This is a genomic window from Tateyamaria rhodophyticola, from assembly GCF_047777875.1.
Classification (GTDB): Bacteria; Pseudomonadota; Alphaproteobacteria; order Rhodobacterales; family Rhodobacteraceae; genus Tateyamaria.
The window spans coordinates 39,559-61,887 of record NZ_CP180519.1 but is presented as its reverse complement, the minus strand read 5'-3'; the positions used below and the strand labels follow the sequence as shown (position 1 = coordinate 61,887).

General features: G+C 61.7%; 30 protein-coding genes. 29 read left to right on the top strand and 1 reads right to left on the bottom strand.

Annotated elements, in window-relative coordinates; translation table 11 throughout:
* Nucleotides 1-8 precede the first annotated feature (8 nt).
* Entirely contained in the window at nucleotides 9-1,460 is a 1,452-nt protein-coding gene (locus ACERHN_RS01610; protein ID WP_415920899.1) for a diguanylate cyclase, read from the bottom strand.
* Between the two features lie 156 nt (nucleotides 1,461-1,616).
* On the opposite strand from ACERHN_RS01610, the gene ACERHN_RS01605 reads away from it, so the two are divergent.
* The 29 genes from ACERHN_RS01605 to ACERHN_RS01465 all read left to right on the top strand — a co-directional run bounded on the left by ACERHN_RS01605 (nucleotide 1,617) and on the right by ACERHN_RS01465 (nucleotide 22,324).
* Nucleotides 1,617-2,150, top strand: coding sequence for a NuoB/complex I 20 kDa subunit family protein (locus tag ACERHN_RS01605; RefSeq protein ID WP_415920898.1), 534 nt, complete (start codon nucleotides 1,617-1,619; stop codon nucleotides 2,148-2,150).
* A gap of 22 nt (nucleotides 2,151-2,172) precedes the next feature.
* Nucleotides 2,173-2,787 (top strand): NADH-quinone oxidoreductase subunit C, encoded by a 615-nt coding sequence (locus ACERHN_RS01600; protein WP_415920897.1) that lies wholly within the window; start codon nucleotides 2,173-2,175, stop codon nucleotides 2,785-2,787.
* A 55-nt stretch (nucleotides 2,788-2,842) separates the two neighbouring features.
* Entirely contained in the window at nucleotides 2,843-3,010 is a 168-nt protein-coding gene (locus tag ACERHN_RS01595; protein WP_415920896.1) for a hypothetical protein, read from the top strand.
* A gap of 3 nt (nucleotides 3,011-3,013) precedes the next feature.
* The gene (locus ACERHN_RS01590) at nucleotides 3,014-3,913 is read left to right on the top strand and encodes a sulfotransferase (RefSeq protein WP_415920895.1); all 900 of its coding nucleotides are present in this window, start codon (nucleotides 3,014-3,016) and stop codon (nucleotides 3,911-3,913) included.
* Nucleotides 3,913-5,124, top strand: a complete 1,212-nt coding sequence (locus ACERHN_RS01585; RefSeq protein WP_415922783.1) for an NADH-quinone oxidoreductase subunit D — start codon at nucleotides 3,913-3,915, stop codon at nucleotides 5,122-5,124. Before ACERHN_RS01590 ends, ACERHN_RS01585 begins: the two co-directional genes overlap by 1 nt.
* 73 nt (nucleotides 5,125-5,197) lie before the next feature.
* Nucleotides 5,198-5,569, top strand: coding sequence for a hypothetical protein (locus ACERHN_RS01580; RefSeq protein ID WP_415920894.1), 372 nt, complete (start codon nucleotides 5,198-5,200; stop codon nucleotides 5,567-5,569).
* Complete coding sequence (locus tag ACERHN_RS01575; protein ID WP_415920893.1) at nucleotides 5,566-5,844, top strand: hypothetical protein; 279 nt, start codon at nucleotides 5,566-5,568, stop codon at nucleotides 5,842-5,844. Before ACERHN_RS01580 ends, ACERHN_RS01575 begins: the two co-directional genes overlap by 4 nt.
* An 81-nt stretch (nucleotides 5,845-5,925) precedes the next feature.
* Nucleotides 5,926-7,080: an NADH-quinone oxidoreductase subunit E gene (locus ACERHN_RS01570; RefSeq protein WP_415920892.1), complete on the top strand. Its 1,155-nt coding sequence runs from the start codon at nucleotides 5,926-5,928 to the stop codon at nucleotides 7,078-7,080.
* A gap of 24 nt (nucleotides 7,081-7,104) precedes the next feature.
* Complete coding sequence (locus ACERHN_RS01565; protein WP_415920891.1) at nucleotides 7,105-8,043, top strand: hypothetical protein; 939 nt, start codon at nucleotides 7,105-7,107, stop codon at nucleotides 8,041-8,043.
* 3 nt (nucleotides 8,044-8,046) lie between these two features.
* On the top strand, nucleotides 8,047-8,262 hold the full coding sequence (locus ACERHN_RS01560) for a DUF5337 family protein (RefSeq protein WP_415920890.1): 216 nt from the start codon (nucleotides 8,047-8,049) through the stop codon (nucleotides 8,260-8,262).
* A gap of 46 nt (nucleotides 8,263-8,308) precedes the next feature.
* A complete protein-coding gene (gene nuoF, locus ACERHN_RS01555) occupies nucleotides 8,309-9,586 on the top strand; it encodes an NADH-quinone oxidoreductase subunit NuoF (protein WP_415920889.1) in 1,278 nt (425 codons plus the stop codon).
* A 10-nt stretch (nucleotides 9,587-9,596) separates the two neighbouring features.
* A complete protein-coding gene (locus ACERHN_RS01550) occupies nucleotides 9,597-10,034 on the top strand; it encodes a DUF5333 family protein (RefSeq protein ID WP_415920888.1) in 438 nt (145 codons plus the stop codon).
* A 6-nt stretch (nucleotides 10,035-10,040) separates the two neighbouring features.
* Nucleotides 10,041-10,487 (top strand): DUF3291 domain-containing protein, encoded by a 447-nt coding sequence (locus tag ACERHN_RS01545; RefSeq protein WP_415920887.1) that lies wholly within the window; start codon nucleotides 10,041-10,043, stop codon nucleotides 10,485-10,487.
* 74 nt (nucleotides 10,488-10,561) lie between these two features.
* Nucleotides 10,562-11,107 (top strand): hypothetical protein, encoded by a 546-nt coding sequence (locus tag ACERHN_RS01540; protein WP_415920886.1) that lies wholly within the window; start codon nucleotides 10,562-10,564, stop codon nucleotides 11,105-11,107.
* A 42-nt stretch (nucleotides 11,108-11,149) separates the two neighbouring features.
* Nucleotides 11,150-11,518, top strand: a complete 369-nt coding sequence (locus ACERHN_RS01535; RefSeq protein ID WP_415920885.1) for a hypothetical protein — start codon at nucleotides 11,150-11,152, stop codon at nucleotides 11,516-11,518.
* A gap of 127 nt (nucleotides 11,519-11,645) precedes the next feature.
* Nucleotides 11,646-12,035 (top strand): DUF5333 domain-containing protein, encoded by a 390-nt coding sequence (locus ACERHN_RS01530; protein ID WP_415920884.1) that lies wholly within the window; start codon nucleotides 11,646-11,648, stop codon nucleotides 12,033-12,035.
* Nucleotides 12,036-12,038: 3 nt separating this feature from the next.
* Nucleotides 12,039-14,051, top strand: a complete 2,013-nt coding sequence (gene nuoG, locus ACERHN_RS01525; RefSeq protein WP_415920883.1) for an NADH-quinone oxidoreductase subunit NuoG — start codon at nucleotides 12,039-12,041, stop codon at nucleotides 14,049-14,051.
* A 23-nt stretch (nucleotides 14,052-14,074) separates the two neighbouring features.
* Nucleotides 14,075-14,428 carry a hypothetical protein gene (locus ACERHN_RS01520; RefSeq protein ID WP_415920882.1) on the top strand — a complete coding sequence of 118 codons (354 nt, stop codon included), beginning with the start codon at nucleotides 14,075-14,077 and terminating at the stop codon, nucleotides 14,426-14,428.
* Between the two features lie 6 nt (nucleotides 14,429-14,434).
* Nucleotides 14,435-15,472, top strand: a complete 1,038-nt coding sequence (gene nuoH / locus ACERHN_RS01515; protein ID WP_415920881.1) for an NADH-quinone oxidoreductase subunit NuoH — start codon at nucleotides 14,435-14,437, stop codon at nucleotides 15,470-15,472.
* Nucleotides 15,473-15,474: 2 nt separating this feature from the next.
* The gene (locus tag ACERHN_RS01510; protein WP_415920880.1) at nucleotides 15,475-15,669 is read left to right on the top strand and encodes a hypothetical protein; all 195 of its coding nucleotides are present in this window, start codon (nucleotides 15,475-15,477) and stop codon (nucleotides 15,667-15,669) included.
* 4 nt (nucleotides 15,670-15,673) lie between these two features.
* Nucleotides 15,674-16,168 carry an NADH-quinone oxidoreductase subunit NuoI gene (gene nuoI / locus ACERHN_RS01505; protein WP_415920879.1) on the top strand — a complete coding sequence of 165 codons (495 nt, stop codon included), beginning with the start codon at nucleotides 15,674-15,676 and terminating at the stop codon, nucleotides 16,166-16,168.
* 17 nt (nucleotides 16,169-16,185) lie between these two features.
* Nucleotides 16,186-16,608, top strand: coding sequence for a DUF4259 domain-containing protein (locus ACERHN_RS01500; RefSeq protein ID WP_415920878.1), 423 nt, complete (start codon nucleotides 16,186-16,188; stop codon nucleotides 16,606-16,608).
* Nucleotides 16,605-17,042 carry a carboxymuconolactone decarboxylase family protein gene (locus tag ACERHN_RS01495; protein WP_415920877.1) on the top strand — a complete coding sequence of 146 codons (438 nt, stop codon included), beginning with the start codon at nucleotides 16,605-16,607 and terminating at the stop codon, nucleotides 17,040-17,042. The genes ACERHN_RS01500 and ACERHN_RS01495 overlap by 4 nt, the downstream gene beginning before the upstream one ends.
* Nucleotides 17,039-17,641: an NADH-quinone oxidoreductase subunit J gene (locus ACERHN_RS01490; protein WP_415920876.1), complete on the top strand. Its 603-nt coding sequence runs from the start codon at nucleotides 17,039-17,041 to the stop codon at nucleotides 17,639-17,641. The genes ACERHN_RS01495 and ACERHN_RS01490 overlap by 4 nt, the downstream gene beginning before the upstream one ends.
* A 1-nt stretch (nucleotide 17,642) precedes the next feature.
* Nucleotides 17,643-18,116 (top strand): hypothetical protein, encoded by a 474-nt coding sequence (locus ACERHN_RS01485; RefSeq protein WP_415920875.1) that lies wholly within the window; start codon nucleotides 17,643-17,645, stop codon nucleotides 18,114-18,116.
* Nucleotides 18,117-18,144: 28 nt separating this feature from the next.
* Complete coding sequence (nuoK, locus tag ACERHN_RS01480) at nucleotides 18,145-18,450, top strand: NADH-quinone oxidoreductase subunit NuoK (RefSeq protein WP_011569388.1); 306 nt, start codon at nucleotides 18,145-18,147, stop codon at nucleotides 18,448-18,450.
* A gap of 6 nt (nucleotides 18,451-18,456) precedes the next feature.
* Entirely contained in the window at nucleotides 18,457-20,526 is a 2,070-nt protein-coding gene (gene nuoL, locus ACERHN_RS01475) for an NADH-quinone oxidoreductase subunit L (RefSeq protein ID WP_415920874.1), read from the top strand.
* Complete coding sequence (locus ACERHN_RS01470; protein ID WP_415920873.1) at nucleotides 20,526-20,783, top strand: hypothetical protein; 258 nt, start codon at nucleotides 20,526-20,528, stop codon at nucleotides 20,781-20,783. The genes nuoL and ACERHN_RS01470 overlap by 1 nt, the downstream gene beginning before the upstream one ends.
* Nucleotides 20,783-22,324 (top strand): NADH-quinone oxidoreductase subunit M, encoded by a 1,542-nt coding sequence (locus tag ACERHN_RS01465; protein WP_415920872.1) that lies wholly within the window; start codon nucleotides 20,783-20,785, stop codon nucleotides 22,322-22,324. The genes ACERHN_RS01470 and ACERHN_RS01465 overlap by 1 nt, the downstream gene beginning before the upstream one ends.
* Nucleotides 22,325-22,329 lie beyond the last annotated feature (5 nt).

The window sequence follows — 22,329 nt, the reverse complement described above, 5'->3', positions numbered from 1 at the left end:
CAATATCCCTACAGAAGCACCGGATCTGTCGTTGTCATTGGGCCGTCGTCGTCGGCACGGCTGGGATCGTAGAACACCGGCTGGCCGTATCCCGCACGTTTTGAACGGTACATCGCAGCGTCCGCGCGCATGAGCAACGTGTTCCAGTTTGCGCCGGGCTCTGCGATCGCGACGCCGATGGACGACACCAGCCGCACCCGCACCCCTTGACCAAGATCGACCGGCTGATCCGCAGCCGTCTGAAGGCGATGGCACACGCGCCGCGCCGCCTCATCGGCGCGCGCGTCAAACAGAAGCAGTGCGAATTCGTCCCCGCCGAGCCGTGCGACCGCATCGCGTCGCCGCACCGCGTCCTGCAAGCGTTGTGCCAGTTTGCGCAACGCCTTGTCGCCGGCATCGTGGCCGTGTGCGTCGTTGAGCGCCTTGAACTTGTTGAGGTCGAGGTAGAGCACCGCCGCGTGCCCGGCGGCAAACCGGCGGCGCACCTCGTCCGATTGCACCAACTCGTCCAGACCGGCGCGGTTGATCAGACCGGTCAGCGGATCGGTCCGCGCCTGCATGTGTTCTTGCAGATAAGCATGTGTTTGCTGTGATGTGACACGCCCGACGATCAGGCTGCCCAAGGCAAGAAGGCCCGACAGCGCCAGCACCACGACCAGCGACCGGGACATGAGCATCGTGCCTGGCGGATCGAATTGCGCCCGCAAGGTGGCGACCGGTGCGTCGTCGAGACCGTAGAGCGTGACGGATGCCTGTGCAGTGTCACTCTCACTGCCAAAGGTGATGTTGTGCAGCAGCAGCCGGTCGCACAGCCGCACCAGAAAGGGGCGGTCCACGATGCGTATGGCCACCATGACGGGGAATGCATCCGGCGCATATCCGTCGAGATCGTCGGGCAGGAAGCGCGCCGCCGTCACCAGAAGCACATCATTGCCATCGCGCGCCGCGCCTGAAACCACCTCTCGCTCGGCGGGATCGGTGGCGCGCACGGCCGCCAGAAACGGCGCGGCGACCGTGCCCCTTACTGCGTCCAGATCGCTTTCAAAATGGTCCCGCCGGTATGCAAAAAGCGGGGTCGTGTCCCCGGACCAGATCATGATTTCGTCAAAGAACCCGGATTCCGTCGCGCCGGACCCGATGTTGTCATGCACGGCCTCTTGCGACCGCGATTGCACGATATCGAACCCCAATTCCCAATCGGTATAGTCCGCGGTCAGCAGGGCCATGCTGTCCTGCTCGGCCCGCAGGGCGACGTCAATCAGGCGGGCGGTGTGGTCGGCGGCAATGTCGTCGATGGAGCGTGTCATCCAGTTGGCGAGGATGATGATCGCGGTCACCGCGCAAACGCCCATGGCCAGCAGCAGGCGAAACACCCGTTGCGGCACGGCGCGGTCCGCGACCTCATGCAACACCTTGTCCATCATCGGCTCCCCATCCTCCGGTTGGACGCAGTGCACCATAGCGCACCCTTTGCTCCCAAAACGTTAACGGATGTGACCTGAAACACGCCGGGCAGATGGTCACAGATGGCTCTGGCGACTTGACCTGCGCTGCGCCGCGTCATACCCACCACGGGCAAGCACTTTAGCCAGCTTGAAATGGAGGCTTTTCCAGCAATGAGCACTGCGACGGGCGTGATGAGGGCAGGGGCCGACAAAGAGGTCGCCACCCAGGAGCTGAACCGCGAATTGCAAGACAAGGGCTTCTTGCTCACGTCGACCGATGACATCATCAACTGGGCGCGCACCGGTTCGCTGCACTGGATGACGTTTGGCCTGGCGTGCTGCGCGGTCGAGATGATGCACGCCTCGACCCCGCGCTATGACCTGGAACGGTTCGGCACAGCACCACGCGCGTCCCCGCGCCAGTCGGACCTGATGATCGTGGCCGGTACGCTGACCAACAAGATGGCACCGGCCCTGCGCAAGGTCTATGACCAGATGCCCGAGCCGCGATACGTGATTTCGATGGGCTCTTGCGCGAATGGCGGCGGCTACTATCACTACAGCTATTCGGTGGTACGCGGCTGTGACCGCATCGTGCCGGTGGACGTGTATGTGCCCGGCTGCCCCCCCACGGCAGAGGCGCTGGTTTACGGCATCATGCAGCTGCAACGCAAAATCCGCCGCACCGGGACGATCGTGCGCTGATCGCGCCCGCGAAGGAGTAATCATGACCGAAGCCCTGACCGAACTTGGCACCTATCTCGAAGCGAAACGCCCCGATTGCGTGCTGGCGTGGGATGTGACCCATGACGAGCTGAACGTCGATGTGGCACCCGCCAGCCTCACCGGCTTTGTCGAGTTCCTGAAGACTGACAACACCTGCAAGTTCTCGACCCTCGTGGACATCACGGGTGTGGATTATCCCGGTCGGGCCAAACGGTTCGACGTGGTCTACCACCTGCTGAGCATGTATCAGAACCAGCGCATTCGCCTGCGGGTCTCTGTGCGCGAAGAGGACATGGTGCCGTCGATCACGCCCACGCACCCCTCCGCCGACTGGTTCGAGCGCGAGGTGTTCGACATGTTCGGCCTGCTGTTCTCCGGCCACCCGGACTTGCGCCGTATCCTGACGGATTACGGGTTCCGCGGGCATCCGCTGCGCAAGGATTTCCCGACCACGGGCTATACCGAAGTGCGCTATGACGAGGTGGAGAAACGGGTGGTCTACGAACCTGTGAGCCTTGTGCAGGAGTACCGCCAGTTCGATTTCATGAGCCCGTGGGAAGGGGCGGAATACATCCTTCCGGGCGACGAAAAGAAGGACGCAGAAGCGGCCAAGTGATCTCGGCCCGCAGGGGCGACGCACGGATGCCAAAAGGGAAGACGGGAGTATGGACATGTTGATCTGGCTTTTGATTGCGGCGGCGACCATCATTCCGATGTTCAAGCTGCTGCCGCATTTCGGGATCAACCAGTACTGGGCCTTTATCTGCATCATCCCCGTCGGCACCATTGCGCTTTTGTGGTTCATGGCGATCCGTTTGCAGGATCTGGAGAAACGCTGAGCCATGGGGGCCGCGTTTCTATACGGTATCGGGGCGGCCAAGGCGGGCACCACGTGGCTGGCACAGGCGCTTCGCTGGCATCCGCAGGCCGCACTGCCGCCCTCCAAGGAAGTGCATTATTTCGACAGTATCGAGCGTGGGTCCACGATGTGGACCGTGGATCAGCTGTTGCGCGTGCGCGAGAAGAAGCGTGCGGCGGTGGGGGTTGCACAGACCGCGCATGCCCGCAGTGCCGCACGGTCATGGGTCGAAGAGCTGGACCGCTGGATCGGGTTGATCGCGTCGCAGGATCAGGACGACGCCCGCTATGAGGCGTTGATGCAGCGTCGGATCGGCGCGCAGACGCGCGTTGTGGCCGATATCACGCCTGCCTATGCGCTTCTGAGCGAGGCGGCGTTTGCGCGGATGGCGGCGCTCAACGCGGGCAAGACGCGGTTCCTGATGATCCTGCGCGACCCGGTGGATCGGCTATGGTCCAATATCGCAATGACGCTGGGACGGCGCAGCCTGCAAGGCCGGGACGCCAATGTGGCGCGGCGCGAATTGATGGACGACATCCTGTCCGGGCAGGCGGACAACCCGGAACTTCAACGCTCCGACTATGCCGGCACGTTGACGCGCCTTTATGCCGCAGTGCCCGAAGCGCAGCGGCGGGTCGTGTTTTTCGAGGACCTGTTTGCCCCAGAAACCCGGGCACAGCTTGCGGATTTCCTGGGCCTTGAGGGCGATCTGGCCGGGCCCGCGCGCAAGGTCAACGCCTCCACAACCACACAAATCACCCCGCAGGAGCGCACGCAGCTTGCACAACTGCTGCGCCCGCAATACGACGATATCCAAACCCGCATGGGACGCCTGCCGGTGCGTTGGCAGGAAACCTATCAGACAAGCATGGTGGCATCATGATGGACGGCTCCAAATTCGACGACGCGCTGACTGGCGAACAGAAGATCCGGAACTTCAACATCAACTTCGGACCGCAGCACCCGGCGGCACATGGCGTGTTGCGTCTGGTGCTGGAACTGGATGGTGAGGTGGTGGAACGTTGCGACCCGCATATCGGTCTCTTGCACCGCGGCACCGAAAAGCTGATGGAAAGCCGGACCTATCTGCAGAACCTGCCCTATTTCGACCGGCTCGACTATGTGGCACCGATGAACCAGGAACACGCCTGGTGTCTGGCCATTGAAAAGCTGACGGGGGTCGAGGTGCCGCGCCGCGCGTCGCTGATCCGCGTGCTGTACTGTGAGATCGGGCGCGTGCTCAACCACCTGCTGAACGTCACCACGCAGGCCATGGATGTGGGCGCGATGTCGCCGCTCACCTGGGGCTTTGAGGAACGCGAAAAGCTGATGGTGTTCTATGAACGCGCCTGTGGCGCGCGCCTGCACGCGGCGTATTTCCGCCCCGGCGGTGTGCATCAGGACCTGCCCAACGCGCTGCTCGATGATATCGAGGAATGGGCCCACCACTTCCCCGGCGTGCTGGACGATATCGAAGGGCTGCTGACCGAAAACCGCATCTTCAAACAGCGCAACGCCGATATCGGTGTCGTCACCGAAGAGGACATTCAGCTCTATGGCTTTTCCGGCGTGATGGTGCGCGGGTCGGGCTTTGCCTGGGACCTGCGCCGGGCGCAGCCCTACGAATGCTATGATGAGTTCGATTTCCAGATCCCCGTGGGCAAGAACGGCGATTGCTATGACCGTTACCTGTGCCGCATGGAAGAGATGCGCCAATCGGTGTCGATCATCAAACAGGCGATTGCCAAGCTGCGCGAGGCCACGGGCGACGTGCTGGCGCGGGGCAAACTGACGCCGCCGTCCCGGTCGGACATGAAAACGTCGATGGAATCGCTGATCCACCACTTCAAGCTCTACACCGAAGGGTTCCACGTACCCGAGGGTGAGGTGTATTGCGCGGTCGAGGCGCCCAAGGGCGAGTTCGGCGTGTACCTCGTGGCCGATGGCAGCAACAAACCCTACCGCGCCAAGCTGCGCGCACCCGGGTTCCTGCACCTGCAGGCGATGGATCACATCTCCAAAGGCCACCAGCTGGCCGATGTGGCCGCGATCATCGGCACCATGGATGTGGTGTTCGGGGAGATCGACCGTTGATGCACGCTGCATCACAATGGCGCGCCGCGCACCTCATTGACGCGATCGCGCGCGGGATGTGAGCCGCACGGTGATGGGGAGACCAACAGATATATCGTTTCGCGCGATCCGCGGGTTGGGACTGCTCTGTGGCGCAGTGCTGCTGTGCTACTGCGTCTGGTTCCTCGCCGCGCCCGAGGCGGCGCTGGCTGGAACCTATCACCAGCTTGAGACGCTCCCCTTTGTGATGGGCGGTCGGTATTTCTTCTTCGGGATGCTGACGATTGCCGCTTTTCTATATGCAGACCCTGCGGTTCTTGCTTTCCTGCTGGCGGGCTATGCAGGGCTGGGCCTGTTTGACGGGCTGCTTTACTGGAACGCAGCACCTTGGCCGCATGTTGCGGTGGGTGTTCTGGCGGGCCTCGCCAGCCTCTACTTCTTCGCCCAACGCCGGAGGGTCCAATGATCGCATACCCGAACCGCCTTTTTGCCGCATCACTCCTTGTCGCGTGCGCGCCTCTCACGGCCCAAGCCGATGACGCCAAGGCCGCGCTGATCAAGGCGATGCAGGCCAATGGCTGCATGATAACCACGGCGCAGGCCAACGTGCAGATGCCCCAGCTTGGCATTGATCGCCCGACGGCCATTCGCCTCAGCCGCGAGATGATGGCCGAGGGGATCGCCACTTTCGCCGCGGATGAGGAGACGTTGCTGCTGCTCCCGCCCGCCTGTAAATCGTGACGGGGTGATTCACCTTCATCTCGCCAAGTAAACTCCCGCCGGAGGCTCCCGCAGTCTCCACCCAGACCGAGGGATCACACCATGCTCCGCCGCCTTCACGCAGAACAACCCGACATCTTCGCCTTCACCGACGCCAATCTGGCCTGGGCCGAGGCGCAGATCACCAAATACCCCGAGGGACGTCAGGCCTCCGCGATCATCCCGCTGCTCTGGCGCGCGCAGGAACAAGAAGGGTGGTTGACCCGCCCGGCGATCGAAACGGTCGCAGACATGCTGGACATGGCCTATATCCGCGCGCTCGAGGTGGCGTCGTTCTACTTCATGTTCCAGCTGCAACCTGTTGGTTCCGTTGCGCATATCCAGGTGTGCGGCACCACGTCCTGCATGATCTGCGGGGCCGAAGATCTTGTGGCCGTGTGCAAGGACAAGATCGCGCCCAAGGCGCATCAACTCTCCGCGGATGGCAAGTTCAGCTGGGAAGAGGTTGAATGCCTCGGCTCCTGTGCCAATGCGCCCATGGCGCAGATCGGCAAGGACTATTACGAGGATCTGACAGCGGCGCGCATGGGTGAGATCATTGATGAGCTGGGCCGCGGCGACGTGCCGACACCCGGTCCGCAAAACGGACGCTACGCCGCCGAACCGCTCTCGGGCCTCACGACCCTCAAGGATTTCGACAGCGGGCACACGAAATACAATGCCTCGGTGCAGCTGGCGACGGATATCGGCGACACGGTAAAACGGATCGACGGCACCGAAGTGCCGCTGATCGCACCGTGGCGCGATAAATCCGCGAACAAGGCAGAAGCACCGAAAGGCAAGGCGAAGAAAGCCGCCGACACACCGGCCAAGGGCGTCACCAGCCGTCAGAACGTGCCGAGCGTTGCCGAAGCGAAGGGCAAGCCGGAACCGTCTGAACCGCCCGCCGCAGCGGAGGCGCCGGGCACCAAGCCCGCCACGCTGGACGCGGCCCGCGACGGCGGCCCCGACAATCTCAAGATGATCAAGGGTGTCGGCCCCAAGCTGGAAAAGCTGCTGCACAGCCTTGGGTTTTACCATTTCGACCAGGTTGCGGCGTGGACAGCGGACGAATTGGCGTGGGTGGATCAGAACCTCGCGGGCTTCAAGGGGCGCGCCAGCCGTGACAATTGGGTCACGCAGGCGCAGGCGCTCGCTTCGGGTGCAGAGACAGAATTTTCCCAACGTGCAAAAAAAGAGGGTATCTATAAAAAGTAACCTCAAAACGGGAGAGGGAGTCGTATGGACAACAATCAAGGGATGATCAGCTGCGCCATCGGGTGCTGGCTGGTGGCAGCACTGGGCGGATTTCTGGCCGCTGTGCTTTTGTGGGTCTTGGGCGATTGGTCGTTCATGCAAGGCGTATTCATGGGCGCGGTTGTCTTCGGGGTTGCGGGTCTGCTGCTGAACCTCGTGATGTGCCGCACACTGCCGGCTGCGGGATCTGCCTCCGTGGGGCAGGTGGACGCCACGACCGCCAAGGCCGAAGAGGCGCGCGTCGCAGCAGCGGCACGCTCTGCCGAAGCAGCGGCAGCGGCGACGCCCGCAGGCCAGGCAGAGCCGGTCAGCGTCCCTGCGGCACCCACTGTTGCCGGTGGCATCAACCCAAGTGCCGCTCTCGCGGGTGAGGCGGAACTGGCCTCGCGCAAGGGCACGTGGAAATACGAAGGCGATGCGGCCAAACCCGCATCCAAACCGGCAGCCAAGGCCCCCGCGGCCAAAGCCGCTCCAGCCAAGGCAGACACGGCCAAGGCCGCCGAAGCCGACGCGAAACCTGCCCCCGCCAAAAAAGCCGCGCCCAAGAAAAAGGCCGCTGCCAAACCCGATCCGGCCCCTGCGGCCACAGCCACACCCGATTATGACGGCGATGGCAAACTCGAAGGAACAGGCGAAGGCACCAAGCCTGCCGCTCTGGACGGCCCACGTGGTGGTCAGGCCGACAACCTCAAGGAAATCAAGGGGATCGGACCCAAGCTTGAAGCGCTCTGCAACGATATGGGGTTCTACCATTTCGACCAGATCGCCAATTGGACACCGGACGAGGTGGCGTGGGTCAATGCCAACCTTGTCGGCTTCAAGGGCCGCGTGACGCGCGACAACTGGATCGACCAGGCCAAGATCCTGGCCAGCGGTGGCGAGACAGAGTTTTCCAAGCGGGTCGAAGGCGGGGATGTCTATTAACCCGTGAGCGCACCTCTGGATCCAAAACTGGCCCGGCAGGGCCGTATCGCGGCCCTCGTCATTGCGGGGGCCGCTTTGCTGTCGATCTTTGCGCCGGTGATCGTGTCGGGTCTGGGCCTGCCGCGCCGGTTCGAGATCCTCATTCTGTTATTTGCGCTGGCTGCGTTCATTTGGTCACTGGTGGTTGCGGTGCGGATTTGGCAAAAGAGCCGGGACTAATTCATGACGCGGGGCGCGCCGCGATCAAAGGCAAAGGATGACACCCATGCTGGACGACAAGGACCGCATCTTTACCAACCTTTACGGGATGCACGACCGCACGCTCAAAGGGGCGCAGGCCCGGGGGCACTGGGACGGCACCGGCGGTTTGATCAAAAAGGGGCGCGACTGGGTCGTGCAGGAGATGAAGGATTCGGGTCTGCGCGGGCGCGGCGGCGCGGGGTTCCCGACGGGTCTCAAGTGGTCGTTCATGCCCAAGGAAAGCGATGGGCGTCCGGCGTACCTTGTTGTGAACGCAGACGAATCAGAGCCGGGCACCTGCAAGGACCGCGAGATCATGCGCCATGATCCGCACACCCTGATCGAAGGGTGCCTGATCGCGTCCTTCGCGATGAACGCGCATGCCTGCTATATCTACATCCGCGGCGAGTATATCCGCGAGAAAGAAGCGCTTCAGGCCGCGATTGACGAGGCCTATGATGCCGGTCTGGTGGGCAAGAACGCCGCTGGCTCGGGTTGGGATTTCGACATTTACCTGCACCATGGGGCAGGGGCCTATATCTGTGGCGAGGAAACGGCATTGCTGGAATCGCTTGAGGGCAAGAAGGGCATGCCGCGGATGAAACCGCCGTTCCCGGCGGGCGCGGGTCTTTATGGCTGCCCCACCACGGTGAACAACGTCGAATCCATCGCCGTTGTACCGACGATCCTGCGCCGCGGGGCGTCGTGGTTTTCGTCCTTTGGACGTCCGAACAATGCGGGCACCAAGCTGTTTGCGATCTCGGGCCACGTGAACAACCCCTGCGTCGTCGAAGAGGCGATGAGCATCAGTTTCGAAGAGCTGATCGACAAGCATTGCGGCGGCATCCGTGGCGGGTGGGACAACCTCAAGGCGGTTATCCCCGGCGGGTCGTCCGTGCCGTGTGTGCGCGGTGAGAACATGCGCGATGCGATCATGGATTTCGACGCACTGAAGGAGAAAGGGTCGAGCCTTGGCACCGCAGCCGTGATCGTCATGGATCAGAGCACGGATATCATCAAGGCGATCTGGCGTTTGTCCAAGTTCTATAAGCACGAAAGCTGTGGCCAGTGCACGCCGTGCCGGGAAGGCACCGGCTGGATGATGCGCGTGATGGACCGGTTGGTGCGCGGCGAGGCGGAGGTCGAGGAGATCGACATGCTGCTTGACGTGACCAAGCAGGTCGAGGGCCACACGATCTGCGCGCTTGGCGACGCGGCGGCCTGGCCGATCCAGGGCTTGATCAAGAATTTCCGGGACGAGATTGAGGACCGGATTGCGGACAAGCGGATCGCGGCGGAGTAGAACGGCCAAAATGATTCAATTGGTGAAACTGAGTATTGTTGGAGTTCTGTTGACGCTTTGCGCATGTGCGGAAGGTGTTACGCCAGAGTCGACTGGCACGCCGGAGCAGGTAATCGATCCGGCGCTGGCTGAAAGAGTGTATGTTGAATCACTTCCAGTTTTGCTCGCTGAACAGGTTGCGAAACGTTGTGGTTCAATTCGCCTGAAGCAAGGCGCTCGGAGTGGCGAAGAACAGAGGATCGTTGCAATAGCGGAGGCAAACGGGGTGTCTCGCGCACAGTTGGACAGGGCGTTCCGTCGCTTGAACAAACGACGCGTGCAGGAAGATGGCTTAGCGTTCATCGCCGAATATGATATCGTTGTGGCTGAAACAGCTTCTTGGTGTGAAGCTGGCCAAACAATGATTCAGCGCAATGATAAGTACGGCCGTTTCCTGGTTTCCCTATAAAGAACCATGCCCCTCGCTGAGTTCAACATTGGCATTCTGAAATACGATTGGGACGACCCGCGCATTGCGGATTTCGCTAACAATCTCGACCGGGTCTATGACATCGCGCGGCGCGCGCCCGGCTATATCTGGCATATGGAAAACGAGGATATGGAGGCGGCCCAGCTCGATGTGCAGGGCGTTCTGGGTGGCAATCCGCGCACGGCGTCGACCCTTTCGGTGTGGCGGGATGTGGAGAGTTTCCGCCACTTTGTCTTCCAGACCGTGCACAAGCAATTCTATGACCGTAAGGCCGAGTGGTATGACGATGTCGAACAAGGCACGCGGCTCGTGATGTGGTGGGTGCCGGAAGGGCACATTCCGAGTGTCGCGGAAGCGGTTGACCGGCTAGCCCACCTTGGCGCGCATGGCAACAGCGATCATGCCTTTGGCTGGGACCACGTCACGGGGTAGGGAATTCCCCCGGTTGGTCCGTTGCCAGAATCGTGGAACACTTGGCCAATTCGTCCCCAGATAAGAGACATCCCATGGCCCCTCCGACCACCGCCCGTCAGTACGGGGCCGCGATGCGCGCCCAAGGCATCAAATGGCCCGCACCTGCCATCGGCAAGGCGGATGCGCTTTTGCCCAGTGTGGAGGTGTTCCGTATCGGGCGGCGCGACCCGTCCAAGGTGTTCGTGCTGTCGCGCAACAAGTGGGCGACGGTCTATGTCGAGCGGTCCTATGGGACGTATCGTGACGCTTTTGATGCGGTGATGCCTCGGACATCGCTGGGCCGGGACGTGGATCACCTGTTGCCCAAGAGCCAGGCACCGGCGGGTGATTTCCTCGCCCTGGGCCGGATCAGCCATGGGTCGAACCGCAGTTGGAACGATGAGGACAGCGATCAGGCCATGGCGCAAAAGGTGCGCGACATGATCAAGGCCAACCCGCATCAGTTTGTGTCGCAACTCACGGATATGGAACGGGGCTGGGCCGTTGTCAGCTGTTACATCCGGCCCGTGCATGAGTTGAACGCCAGCGGCATGACCAAGATGACCATGGCGGAGCGCGAAGAGGCATTCGGCCTCTGACCCGCTGTGAGCCCTTGCAAAATCCCCCCGTTTGACGCACCCATGACGCGCCAAGAGGTGGAGACAGCCATGACCAAGATCCGATTTGCCCCGCTTGCCTTGATTGCCGTGCTGGTGGTCAGCGCGTGTCAGGAACGGCGTGCGGACAGGGTGGCGTTTGACGGTGTGTTTTTCCGCTCGACCTCGTCCAATGTCGACAGGCAGCGCGACGAATTCGAAGTCACGGTCAGCCCGGTTTCTGCCTCTCTGGACGGGGCGCGGGCGGCCGGTCGGCACGAGGCAATCCGCTACTGCATCAAGAATTTCGGCTCCTCCGACATCGAATGGATTGCCGGCCCGGATGGCGAGGATGGTACGCTGACCATCGCCAATGACCGCCTGCTGCTGCGCGGCACCTGTACCCCGGCGTAATCGTTACCGAGAAAAGGCGACATTTTGCGCGCTACCGGCTTGTGCCGCGCGTTGTTATTGCATAGCAGATGATTGCTTTTCCACATTTGTCCAAGCGACACCCAAGTGGAGAGAAAAGATGCGCGCAATGACACTAGCTTTCATACTTGCCATTGGAGCAAGCACCGCTTCGGCCAAACCCCCTTTGCGGGATGTGCCCGAGATCGACCGGACCATTCTGGCCGTCGGTATCGCGGATGAGATCCGCAAGAACTGTCCCGACATTTCGGCACGGCTGATCCGAGCGCTGAGCGTGGTGAACGGTCTCAAGGGGACGGCGCGGGATCTGGGCTATACCGATGATGAGATTGACGCCTATCGCAAGTCGGACGTGGAAAAGGCGCGGCTGAAGGCGGAGCGCGACCGCTACCTCGCGGCGGCAGGGGTGCGCACGGGCGCACCCGATACCTATTGCGCCCTTGGGCGTGTTGAGATTGAAAAAGGCGGCCAGATCGGCGCGCTGCTAAGGATGAACTGATACATGAGCAACCTGCGCAAGATCGTCATCGACGGGAACGAGATTGAAGTGGACGGGGCGATGACCCTGATCCAGGCCTGTGAAGAGGTCGGGATCGAAATCCCCCGGTTCTGTTATCACGAACGTTTGTCGATCGCGGGCAATTGCCGGATGTGTCTGGTCGAGGTCGTGGGCGGCCCGCCCAAACCTGCGGCCTCCTGCGCGATGCAGGTCAAGGACCTGCGCCCCGGTCCCGAGGGCCAGCCGCCCGTGGTGAAAACCAACAGCCCCATGGTCAAGAAGGCCCGCGAGGGGGTGATGGAGTTCCTGCTGATCAACCACCCGCTGGATTGCCCGATCTGCGATCAGGGCGGCGAGTGCGATTTGCAGGATCAGGCGATGGCTTACGGCGTCGACTTCTCCCGCTTCCGCGAGCCGAAGCGTGCGGTGGATGACCTGGATCTGGGCCCGCTGGTCGAGACGCACATGACGCGGTGCATTTCCTGCACCCGCTGTGTGCGCTTTACCACCGAGGTGGCGGGCATCACGCAGATGGGCCAGACCGGGCGCGGCGAGGACAGCGAAATCACATCCTATCTGGGTGAGACGCTCGATTCGAACCTGCAAGGCAACATCATCGACCTGTGCCCTGTGGGCGCGCTGGTGTCGAAACCCTATGCGTTTACGGCCCGTCCTTGGGAGCTGACCAAGACGGAAAGCATCGACGTGATGGATGCGCTTGGCTCGTCCATCCGCGTGGACACCAAGGGGCGCGAAGTGATGCGCTTCCTGCCGCTGAACCATGACGGCACGAACGAGGAATGGATTTCGGACAAGACGCGCTTTGTCTGGGACGGTCTGCGGCGTCAGCGTCTGGACAAGCCCTATGTGCGTGAAAACGGCAAGCTGCGCCCCGCCACATGGCCCGAGGCTTTGGGCAAGGCGGCCGAAGCGATCAAGGGGGCGTCGAAACTGGCCGGTCTTGTGGGCGATCTTGCCCCGGTCGAGGCGACATTCGCGCTCAAACAGCTGATCGAAGGGCAGGGCGGCGTTGTCGAATGCCGCACCGACGGGGCCAAGCTGCCCTCGGACAACCGCTCGGCCTATGTGGGCAATGCCTGCGTTGAGGATATCGAAGACGGCGGCATGATCCTGTTGATCGGCACCAATCCGAAAATCGAAGCACCCGTGCTGAACGCGCGCATCCGCAAGGCTTATCTGGCCGGGGCAACCGTTGGCCGTATTGGCCCATCGGTGGATCTCACGTACCCGGTCACCGAATTGGGCGCGGGCCGCGAGGCGGTTGAAACCCTGCTCAAGGCGGATCATTCCGACAAGGAAGGCGGTGTGATCATCGTTGGCCAGGGCGCGCTGCAAGGCGAAGACGGTGCTGCGGTGCTGGCTGCTGCGCAAGCGTTGGCAGAGGCCGCGTCATCCAAGTTGCTGGTCCTGCACACCGCCGCATCGCGCGTGGGTGCAATGGATGTTGGCGCCACGAACCCGGACGCCATGGCCGCGGTGCAGGCGGCGGATGTTATCTATAACCTCGGCGCGGACGAGGTCGACATCGCCGATGGCGCCTTTGTCATCTATCAGGGCAGCCACGGCGACCGGGGCGCGCACCGCGCCGATGTGATCCTGCCGGGTGCGGCCTATACCGAAGAGGGTGGGCTGTTCGTGAACACCGAAGGCCGCCCGCAATTGGCCGCCCGCGCCAGCTTTGCACCCGGGGAGGCCAAGGAAAACTGGGCCATCCTGCGCGCGCTGTCGGGCGAGATGGACGCGACGCTGCCCTATGACAGCCTCGCCGCCCTGCGGCAGGCCATCGTCAAGGCGCATCCGCATCTGGGCGACGTTGACGTGGTGGCCGACAATGGCTGGACGGCGGAGCCTGCGGGCACGCTTGGGTCTGGCGATTTCGATTACGCGGTCGGCGATTTCTACCTGACCAACCCCATCGCGCGCGCCAGCCAGCTGATGGCCGAACTGAGCGCAAACGCCAAGGCCCGCAGCACAGAGGCGCTCGCTGCCGAATGAAGGCCGCGTGGCTCATAACGTGCATGCCCCTTGCGGCCTGCGAGACCGTGCCGACGGCGGAGCAGTTCATTCCCGATTATCGCGGGGTGGAAACGCAGCTTTTGGCCGATGATCTGGTGCAGTTCAACGTGTCCATGACCAACGCGATCACCTCGCGGGATGTGGCGAACTATGCTGAATGCGCGGCGGCGGGCTATACGCTGATCCGCGGTTGGGGATTTGCGCGTCATTTGCGCACGAATGTCAACGAAGAGGCTGGCGTGTGGACGGCGGATGCTGTTTACACCATCTCGCCAGCCCTGCCGCAGGGCATCAAGACCATCGACGCCGAAGTCGTGGCTGCTGCCTGTGCGGAGAAGGGAATACCGACGGTGTGAGGACTGATGGCTGATTTCTTTACCACAACAGGCGGCATGGCCGTCATCATCGTCGCACAGGTGTTGGCGGTCGTGGCCTTTGTCATGATTTCGCTGCTGTTCCTGGTCTATGGCGACCGCAAGATCTGGGCCGCGGTCCAGATGCGGCGCGGCCCCAACGTGGTGGGCGCTTATGGCCTCCTGCAAACTGTGGCGGACGCGCTGAAATATGTCGTCAAAGAGGTCGTCGTGCCCGCGGGTGCTGACAAGACGGTGTTCATGCTCGCCCCCATGACCAGCTTTGTGCTGGCGATGGTGGCGTGGGCCGTGATCCCGTTCAACGACAACTGGGTCCTGTCGGACATCAACGTCGCTATTCTCTATGTGCTCGCGATCTCCTCGCTTGAGGTTTACGGCGTGATCATGGGGGGCTGGGCGTCCAACTCGAAATACCCGTTCCTCGGCTCGTTGCGGTCAGCGGCGCAGATGATCTCTTATGAGGTATCGATCGGCCTGATCATCATCGGCGTGATCCTGTCCACCGGCTCGATGAACTTCGGGTCAATCGTGAACGCGCAGGACACGGCATACGGCTTTTTCGGCTGGTACTGGTTGCCGCACCTGCCGATGGTTTTCCTGTTCTTTATCAGCTGTTTGGCGGAAACGAACCGCCCGCCATTCGACCTGCCGGAAGCGGAATCGGAGCTGGTTGCGGGCTATCAGGTGGAATACTCCTCCACGCCATTCCTTCTGTTCATGGCCGGGGAATACATCGCCATCTTCCTGATGTGCGCGCTCATCTCGCTACTGTTCTTTGGCGGCTGGCTGTCGCCCATCCCGTTCATCCCGGACAGCCCGCTTTGGATGGTCGCGAAAATGGCGTTCTTCTTCTTCATCTTCGCGATGGTGAAGGCGATCACGCCCCGGTACCGCTATGACCAGCTGATGCGTCTGGGATGGAAAGTGTTCCTGCCGTTCTCGCTCTTCTGGGTCGTGTTCGTGGCCTTTGCGGCCAAGTTCGACTGGTTCTGGGGCATCTATGCCCGCTGGACCGTGGGAGGCTGATCATGGGACTGGCCAAAGCGATCAACGAAGCGCCGGAGCATCACCTGGATGATCTGGCGACCTATCTGATGTCGGAATTTGCCGTGGGCACAACCGACGACGAAAACGCATTCACCAAGGCCGACATGGGCGAGGTCGTATCCGCCCTCAAGGCGTGGGCCTACATGCACCAGAACGATTCAATGGGAGGTGACTGACGAGATGACGCAGATCGATTATAACCGCGCCGCCAAGTATTTCCTGCTGCACGATTTCTGGGTCGGGATGAAGCTGGGGATGAAGTATTTCTTTGCCCCCAAGGCGACCGTGAATTACCCGCATGAAAAGGGGCCTTTGTCGGCCCGGTTCCGCGGCGAACATGCGCTGCGCCGCTATCCCAATGGCGAAGAACGCTGCATCGCGTGCAAGCTGTGTGAGGCCGTGTGCCCGGCGCAGGCGATCACTATCGACGCGGAACCCCGCGAAGACGGCAGCCGCCGCACCACGCGCTATGACATCGACATGACCAAGTGCATCTATTGCGGGTTCTGTCAGGAAGCGTGCCCGGTTGATGCCATTGTCGAGGGGCCGAATTTCGAATTCTCGACGGAAACACGCGAAGAGCTGTTTTACGACAAGGACAAACTGCTCGCCAATGGTGAGCGGTGGGAAGCCGAGATTGCGCGCAATCTCGAGATTGACGCACCCTACAGGTAAGGACGACGCGGGCTGACATGGGCGCTTGGGGCGTAGGCATATTACAGGATGACAGCGCACTCGACTGGGTCGAGGAGGCGTATGCGTCCGAAGGCGAAGAGGCCGTGCGTACCGCTTTGGAAACGGCGGCGTCGGCGCGCCCGGGTGATTATCTGGAATATGATGAGGGCGTTGCGGCCCGCGCCGCAGCCGAGGTCGTGGCCGCTTCCTTTGGCGCGCCGCCCGACGGGATTGAGGCGGACGGGCTCGACACCCTGATGGAGCATTCCGACGGTGTGGCCGAGGACGACACGCTGATCACGCTGGCGCTGAGCGCCGTGCGCCGCGTTGCGTCCGACAATTCCGAGATTGCGGAACTTTGGGCCGAACAGGATGACACGGCGGCGGAATGGACCGCGGCCATCGAGGGGCTCGAAGCCCGCCTGCGGGGGCTGACATGACCGACGACACCAACCCGTTCGCTGCGATGATGGCGCAGATGCAGGAGATGGCCAAAGCCTTTCCGCAGATGTCCGCCTTTGACCCGTCCAAGGGGTTTGACCCCTCCATGGGATTTGATCCCAAGGCGTTCGAGGCGATGTGGCCCACCATGTCCAAAGAGATGATGGAGGCGTGGTTCGGCAATGCGGTGAACCCGGACGGGCTGGACGCGAAAACACGTCTGCTCTTGACGCTGGCAGGGTTGACCATGCAAGGGGCGCAGGCCGATACCGCCATTCGCCAGACCGTGCGCCACGCCCGCGAGGCCGGTGCCACCGACCAACAGATTTCCGAGACCCTGGGCCTGATGGCGATGTTCGCCGGCGTGCCCGCCACGACCCGCGCAATGGGGCTGGCCAACGAGGTGATGGGTTCAGACGAGGACAAGACATGACCGTATTTGCCTTCTATCTCTTTGCGATTTCCGTGATCGCAGGCGGGTTGTTCACCGTCGTCAGCCGAAACCCGGTGCATTCGGTTTTGTGGCTGATCCTTGCATTCCTGTCATCGGCGGGCCTGTTCGTGCTGCTGGGGGCGGAATTCGTCGCGATGCTGTTGATCATCGTCTATGTGGGCGCGGTTGCGGTGCTGTTCCTGTTTGTCGTCATGATGCTCGACGTGGATTTTGCAGAGCTGAAGGCGGAGATGGCGCGGTATATGCCGCTCGCGCTGCTGATTGCCGTTGTGATCCTGATGCAGTTCGTGATGGCCTTTGGCGCGTGGGAATCCAATGCCGCTGCCGAAGGGCTGCGCGCACAGGTTACGCCAGTTGACCGGCACAACACCGAAGCGTTGGGCATGATCCTCTATGATCAGTACTTCCTGCTGTTCCAGCTGTCGGGTCTGATCCTGCTGGTGGCGATGGTGGGCGCGATTGTGTTGACCCTGCGCCACCGCGATGACGTCAAGCGTCAGGACGTGCTGGCGCAGATGTACCGCGATCCGGCCAAGGCCATGGAGCTCAAGGACGTCAAACCGGGGCAGGGCATCTGATTTGACCACACGGTGCGCATATCTGGCGGCGCTTGTCGCATGTCTGTCGGGAGAGGCCGTGGCCCTCACCCTGACCGATTGCGACCGCACCACGCACATCTCCCATGGCGGAGAGGCGGACCACCGCGATATGGGTGAGGGCCGCGTGATGTGGCGCGATTGGTGGAGCCAGGAAGGGACAGCGACATCCTTTGTGATCGTGGATTGCGCGCCCGGTGCGGCGCTGACCTTCCGGACTGCAGAAGACAACATGGGCACGCGCCTGCCGTTTGATCGCACCGACAAGGCGCTTGCCATCGTGGAGCGTCACGAAAACGGCGCCCGCGCCTTTGCCACCTTTGACCGCATCGCCGCCGATCTGGGCGGCACGGCCATGGACATAGACATCACGACCCTCACCGCAGAGCCCTGCGCCTGCGCCGTCCTCTATCCAGAGGCGCGGGGGGACAAGACGGAATTCAAGCTGGCGGGATGACCCGCCACAGCCAGACTGGGAACGACCGATGATCGGACTTGAACACTACCTCACTGTCGCGGCGACGCTGTTCGTCATCGGCATCTTCGGGCTTTTCCTGAATCGCAAGAACATCATCATCCTGCTGATGAGCATCGAATTGATGCTGCTCGCGGTGAACATCAACCTCGTGGCGTTCTCGTCCTTCCTGGATGACCTCGTGGGGCAGGTGTTCACACTGTTTGTGCTGACCGTGGCCGCGGCGGAGGCGGCGATTGGCCTTGCGATTCTTGTCTGTTTCTTCCGCAACCGCGGCACCATCGCCGTCGAAGACGTCAACGTGATGAAGGGCTAAGTCACAATGGAAACCATCATCCTCTTTGCCCCTCTGGTTGGCGCGCTTCTGTGCGGGTTCGGCTGGCGTCTGTTTGGCGAGGCTGCGGCCTGCTGGATTGCGACGGGCCTGCTGTTCCTGTCCGCCGTTCTGTCGTGGATCGTGTTCATCACCTTTGACGGCACGACGGAACAGATCCAGATCCTGCGCTTTATCGAGTCGGGCAGCCTCAGCACGGATTGGGCCATCCGCCTCGACCGGCTGACGGCGATCATGCTGATCGTGATCACGACCGTCTCCAGCCTCGTGCACCTCTATTCCTTCGGCTACATGGATCACGACCCGCAATGGCGCGAAGGCGAAAGCTATAAGCCGCGCTTTTTCGCGTACCTGTCGTTCTTCACCTTTGCGATGCTGATGCTGGTGACCGCCGACAACCTCGTGCAGATGTTCTTTGGCTGGGAAGGGGTGGGCGTCGCGTCCTATCTTCTGATCGGGTTCTACTACCGCAAGCCGTCGGCCAATGCCGCCGCGATCAAGGCGTTTGTGGTCAACCGGGTGGGCGATTTCGGCTTTGCGCTTGGCATCTTTGGCCTGTTCTACCTGACCGACAGCATCAACTTTGACGACGTGTTTGCCGCAGCACCCGAGCTGGCGGAGACGCAGCTGACCTTCCTGTGGACCGAGTGGAACGCGGCGAACCTGCTGGCCTTCCTGCTGTTCATCGGGGCAATGGGCAAATCGGCGCAGCTGCTGCTGCACACGTGGTTGCCCGACGCGATGGAAGGCCCGACACCCGTTTCGGCGCTGATCCACGCGGCGACGATGGTGACGGCGGGCGTGTTCCTCGTCTGCCGCATGTCGCCGCTGATGGAGTTCGCACCAGAGGCGATGGCGTTTGTCACGGCTCTGGGGGCTGCCACGGCATTTTTTGCCGCGACCGTGGGTCTGGTGCAGACCGACATCAAACGCGTGATCGCCTATTCGACCTGTTCGCAGCTTGGATACATGTTCGTGGCTGCGGGCGTGGGTGCCTATCCGGTGGCGATGTTCCACCTGTTCACGCATGCCTGGTTCAAGGCGATGCTGTTCCTCGGCGCGGGCTCCGTCATCCACGGCATGCACCATGAGCAGGACATGATGAACTATGGCGGGCTGCGCAAAAAGCTGCCCGTGACGTTCTGGACCATGCTGATCGGCACGCTGGCCATCACCGGGGTGGGTATCCCGCTGTCGGGCTGGATCGGCTTTGCCGGGTTCGCGTCCAAGGATGCGGTGATAGAAAGCGCATATGCCGCCGGGTCCGGCTTTGCCTTCTGGGCGCTGGTGATCGCGGCGCTGTTCACGTCGTTCTACTCGTGGCGTCTGATGTTCCTGACCTTCTGGGGGGAGCCGCGCGGGGACAAGCACACGCATGAGCACGCCCATGAAAGCCCGATGGTCATGCTGATCCCGCTTGGCGTTCTGAGCCTTGGTGCGATCTTTGCCGGTGCGATCTGGTATTCCAGCTTCTTCGGCAAGCCGAACGAGATCATTACCTTCTTTGGTGGCGAGTACGAAGCACCCGCAGAAGAGATCAAGAAAGCCGTGGCCGAACGCAGCCCCAAAGCGTCCGAGCTGAAATATGTCATGGCAGGCGAGCCGGGTGAGGCTGGTGTCTACATGGCGCCGGAAAACACCGTGATCCACGAGGCGCATTACGTGCCGACTTGGGTCAAGCTGTCGCCGTTTGTCGCGATGCTGCTTGGGTTCGTCGTGGCCTTCTGGTTCTATATCAAGAACCCCGCGCTGCCCAAGCGTCTGGCGGAGAACCAGCAACCCCTCTACCTGTTCCTCAAGAACAAGTGGTACTTTGACGAGCTCTATAACTACGTCTTCATTCAGCCCGCCCTGTGGATCGGCAAACAGCTGTGGAAGAAAGGGGACGGCAACGTCATCGACGGCACCATCAATGGTGTGTCCATGGGCATCGTGCCGTTCTTTACCCGCCTCGCAGGCAGGGCGCAGTCCGGCTATATCTTTACCTATGCGTTTGCGATGGTGATCGGGATTGCGGTCCTTGTCACGTGGATGACGCTGGGCGGGGGCGCAAACTGATGCTTGAGGCACTTCCCTTGCAGTTCTGGCTGCTGACCGGGGCCTGCGTCCTGTTCATGATGGTCGCCGCCTTCTTTCTCGGCGCGCCGTTGTGGTGGCAGCGCGGGCTTGCCCGTGCGGCGTTGGTCGCGGGCGGTGCGGGCCTGTTTGTCGGCACCATGGCGTATCTGTCCGTCTTTGTCGCAGTGCTGGTCGTGGCTCTGCCGCTGGCCCTGATCGTCTTCTTCTTTACTGATCTACTCGGGGGGCTCTTCTGATGGACAACCTTCTTTCCATCGTCACCTTCACCCCGGCGCTGGCTGCGCTGATCCTCGCGGTGTTCCTGCGTGGCGATGACGAAGCCGCGAACCGCAACGCCAAATGGGTGGCGATGTTCGCCACATCCGCCACCTTCCTTGTGTCGCTGTTCATCCTGTTCGGGTTTGATCGCAATGACACCGGGTTCCAGTTCGTTGAGGAAACCACGTGGGTCATGGGCCTCACCTACAAGATGGGTGTGGACGGGATCAGCGTTCTGTTCGTGATGCTGACCACGTTCATGATGCCGCTGGTGATTGCGGCGTCGTGGGAGGTGAACACGCGGGTCAAGGAATACATGATTGCCTTCCTGCTGCTGGAAACGCTGATGCTTGGCGTGTTCATGGCGCTGGATCTGGTGCTGTTCTACCTGTTCTTCGAGGCCGGGCTGATCCCGATGTTCCTGATCATTGGGATCTGGGGCGGGGCGAACCGGATCTATGCCAGCTTCAAGTTCTTCCTCTACACCTTCCTTGGCTCCGTGCTGATGCTGGTGGCGATGGTCGGCATGTATGCCGACGCAGGCACCACGGATATCGAGGCGCTGCTGAGCCACAACTTTGCGTTCGAGAGCTTTAGCCTGCTCGGCATTCAGATCGTGGGCGGGTTGCAGACGCTGCTGTTCCTTGCGTTCTTTGCCAGCTTTGCGGTCAAGATGCCGATGTGGCCGGTACACACATGGTTGCCTGATGCGCACGTGCAGGCGCCCACGGCGGGGTCGGTTGTGCTGGCCGCGATCCTGCTGAAGCTGGGCGGGTACGGCTTTATCCGGTTCTCTATCCCGATGTTCCCGGTGGGGTCCGAAGTGATGACGCCGCTGGTCCTGTGGATGTCGGCCATTGCCATTGTCTACACCTCGCTGGTGGCGCTGGTGCAGGACGACATGAAAAAGCTGATCGCGTATTCGTCCGTGGCCCACATGGGCTTTGTCACCATGGGCATTTTTGCGGCGAACCAGCAGGGGATTGATGGTGCGATCTTCCAGATGCTGAGCCACGGGTTCATCTCTGGCGCGCTCTTCCTCTGTGTCGGCGTGATCTATGACCGGATGCACACGCGCGAGATTGATGCCTATGGCGGTCTGGTGAACCGGATGCCGGCCTATGCGCTGATCTTTATGCTGTTCACCATGGCCAATGTGGGTCTGCCGGGCACGTCCGGGTTTGTGGGTGAATTCCTGACCCTGATGGCGGTGTTCCAGGTCAACACCTGGGTGGCGCTGGTGGCGACGTCCGGTGTGATCTTCTCGGCGGCGTATGCGCTGTGGCTTTATCGTCGGGTCGTCATGGGCGATTTGATCAAGGAAAGCCTCAAGTCGATCACCGATATGACCCGCCGGGAAAAGGCGATCTTTGCCCCGCTGGTCGTCATGACCTTGCTGTTGGGCGTGTACCCGGCGCTGATCCTTGATGTGATTGGCCCGTCGGTGGCGGCCCTTGTCACCCAATATGATACGGCGCTTGCCGCGGCTGAGGCCGCGACGCAAGTGGCCTCGAATTAAGGATA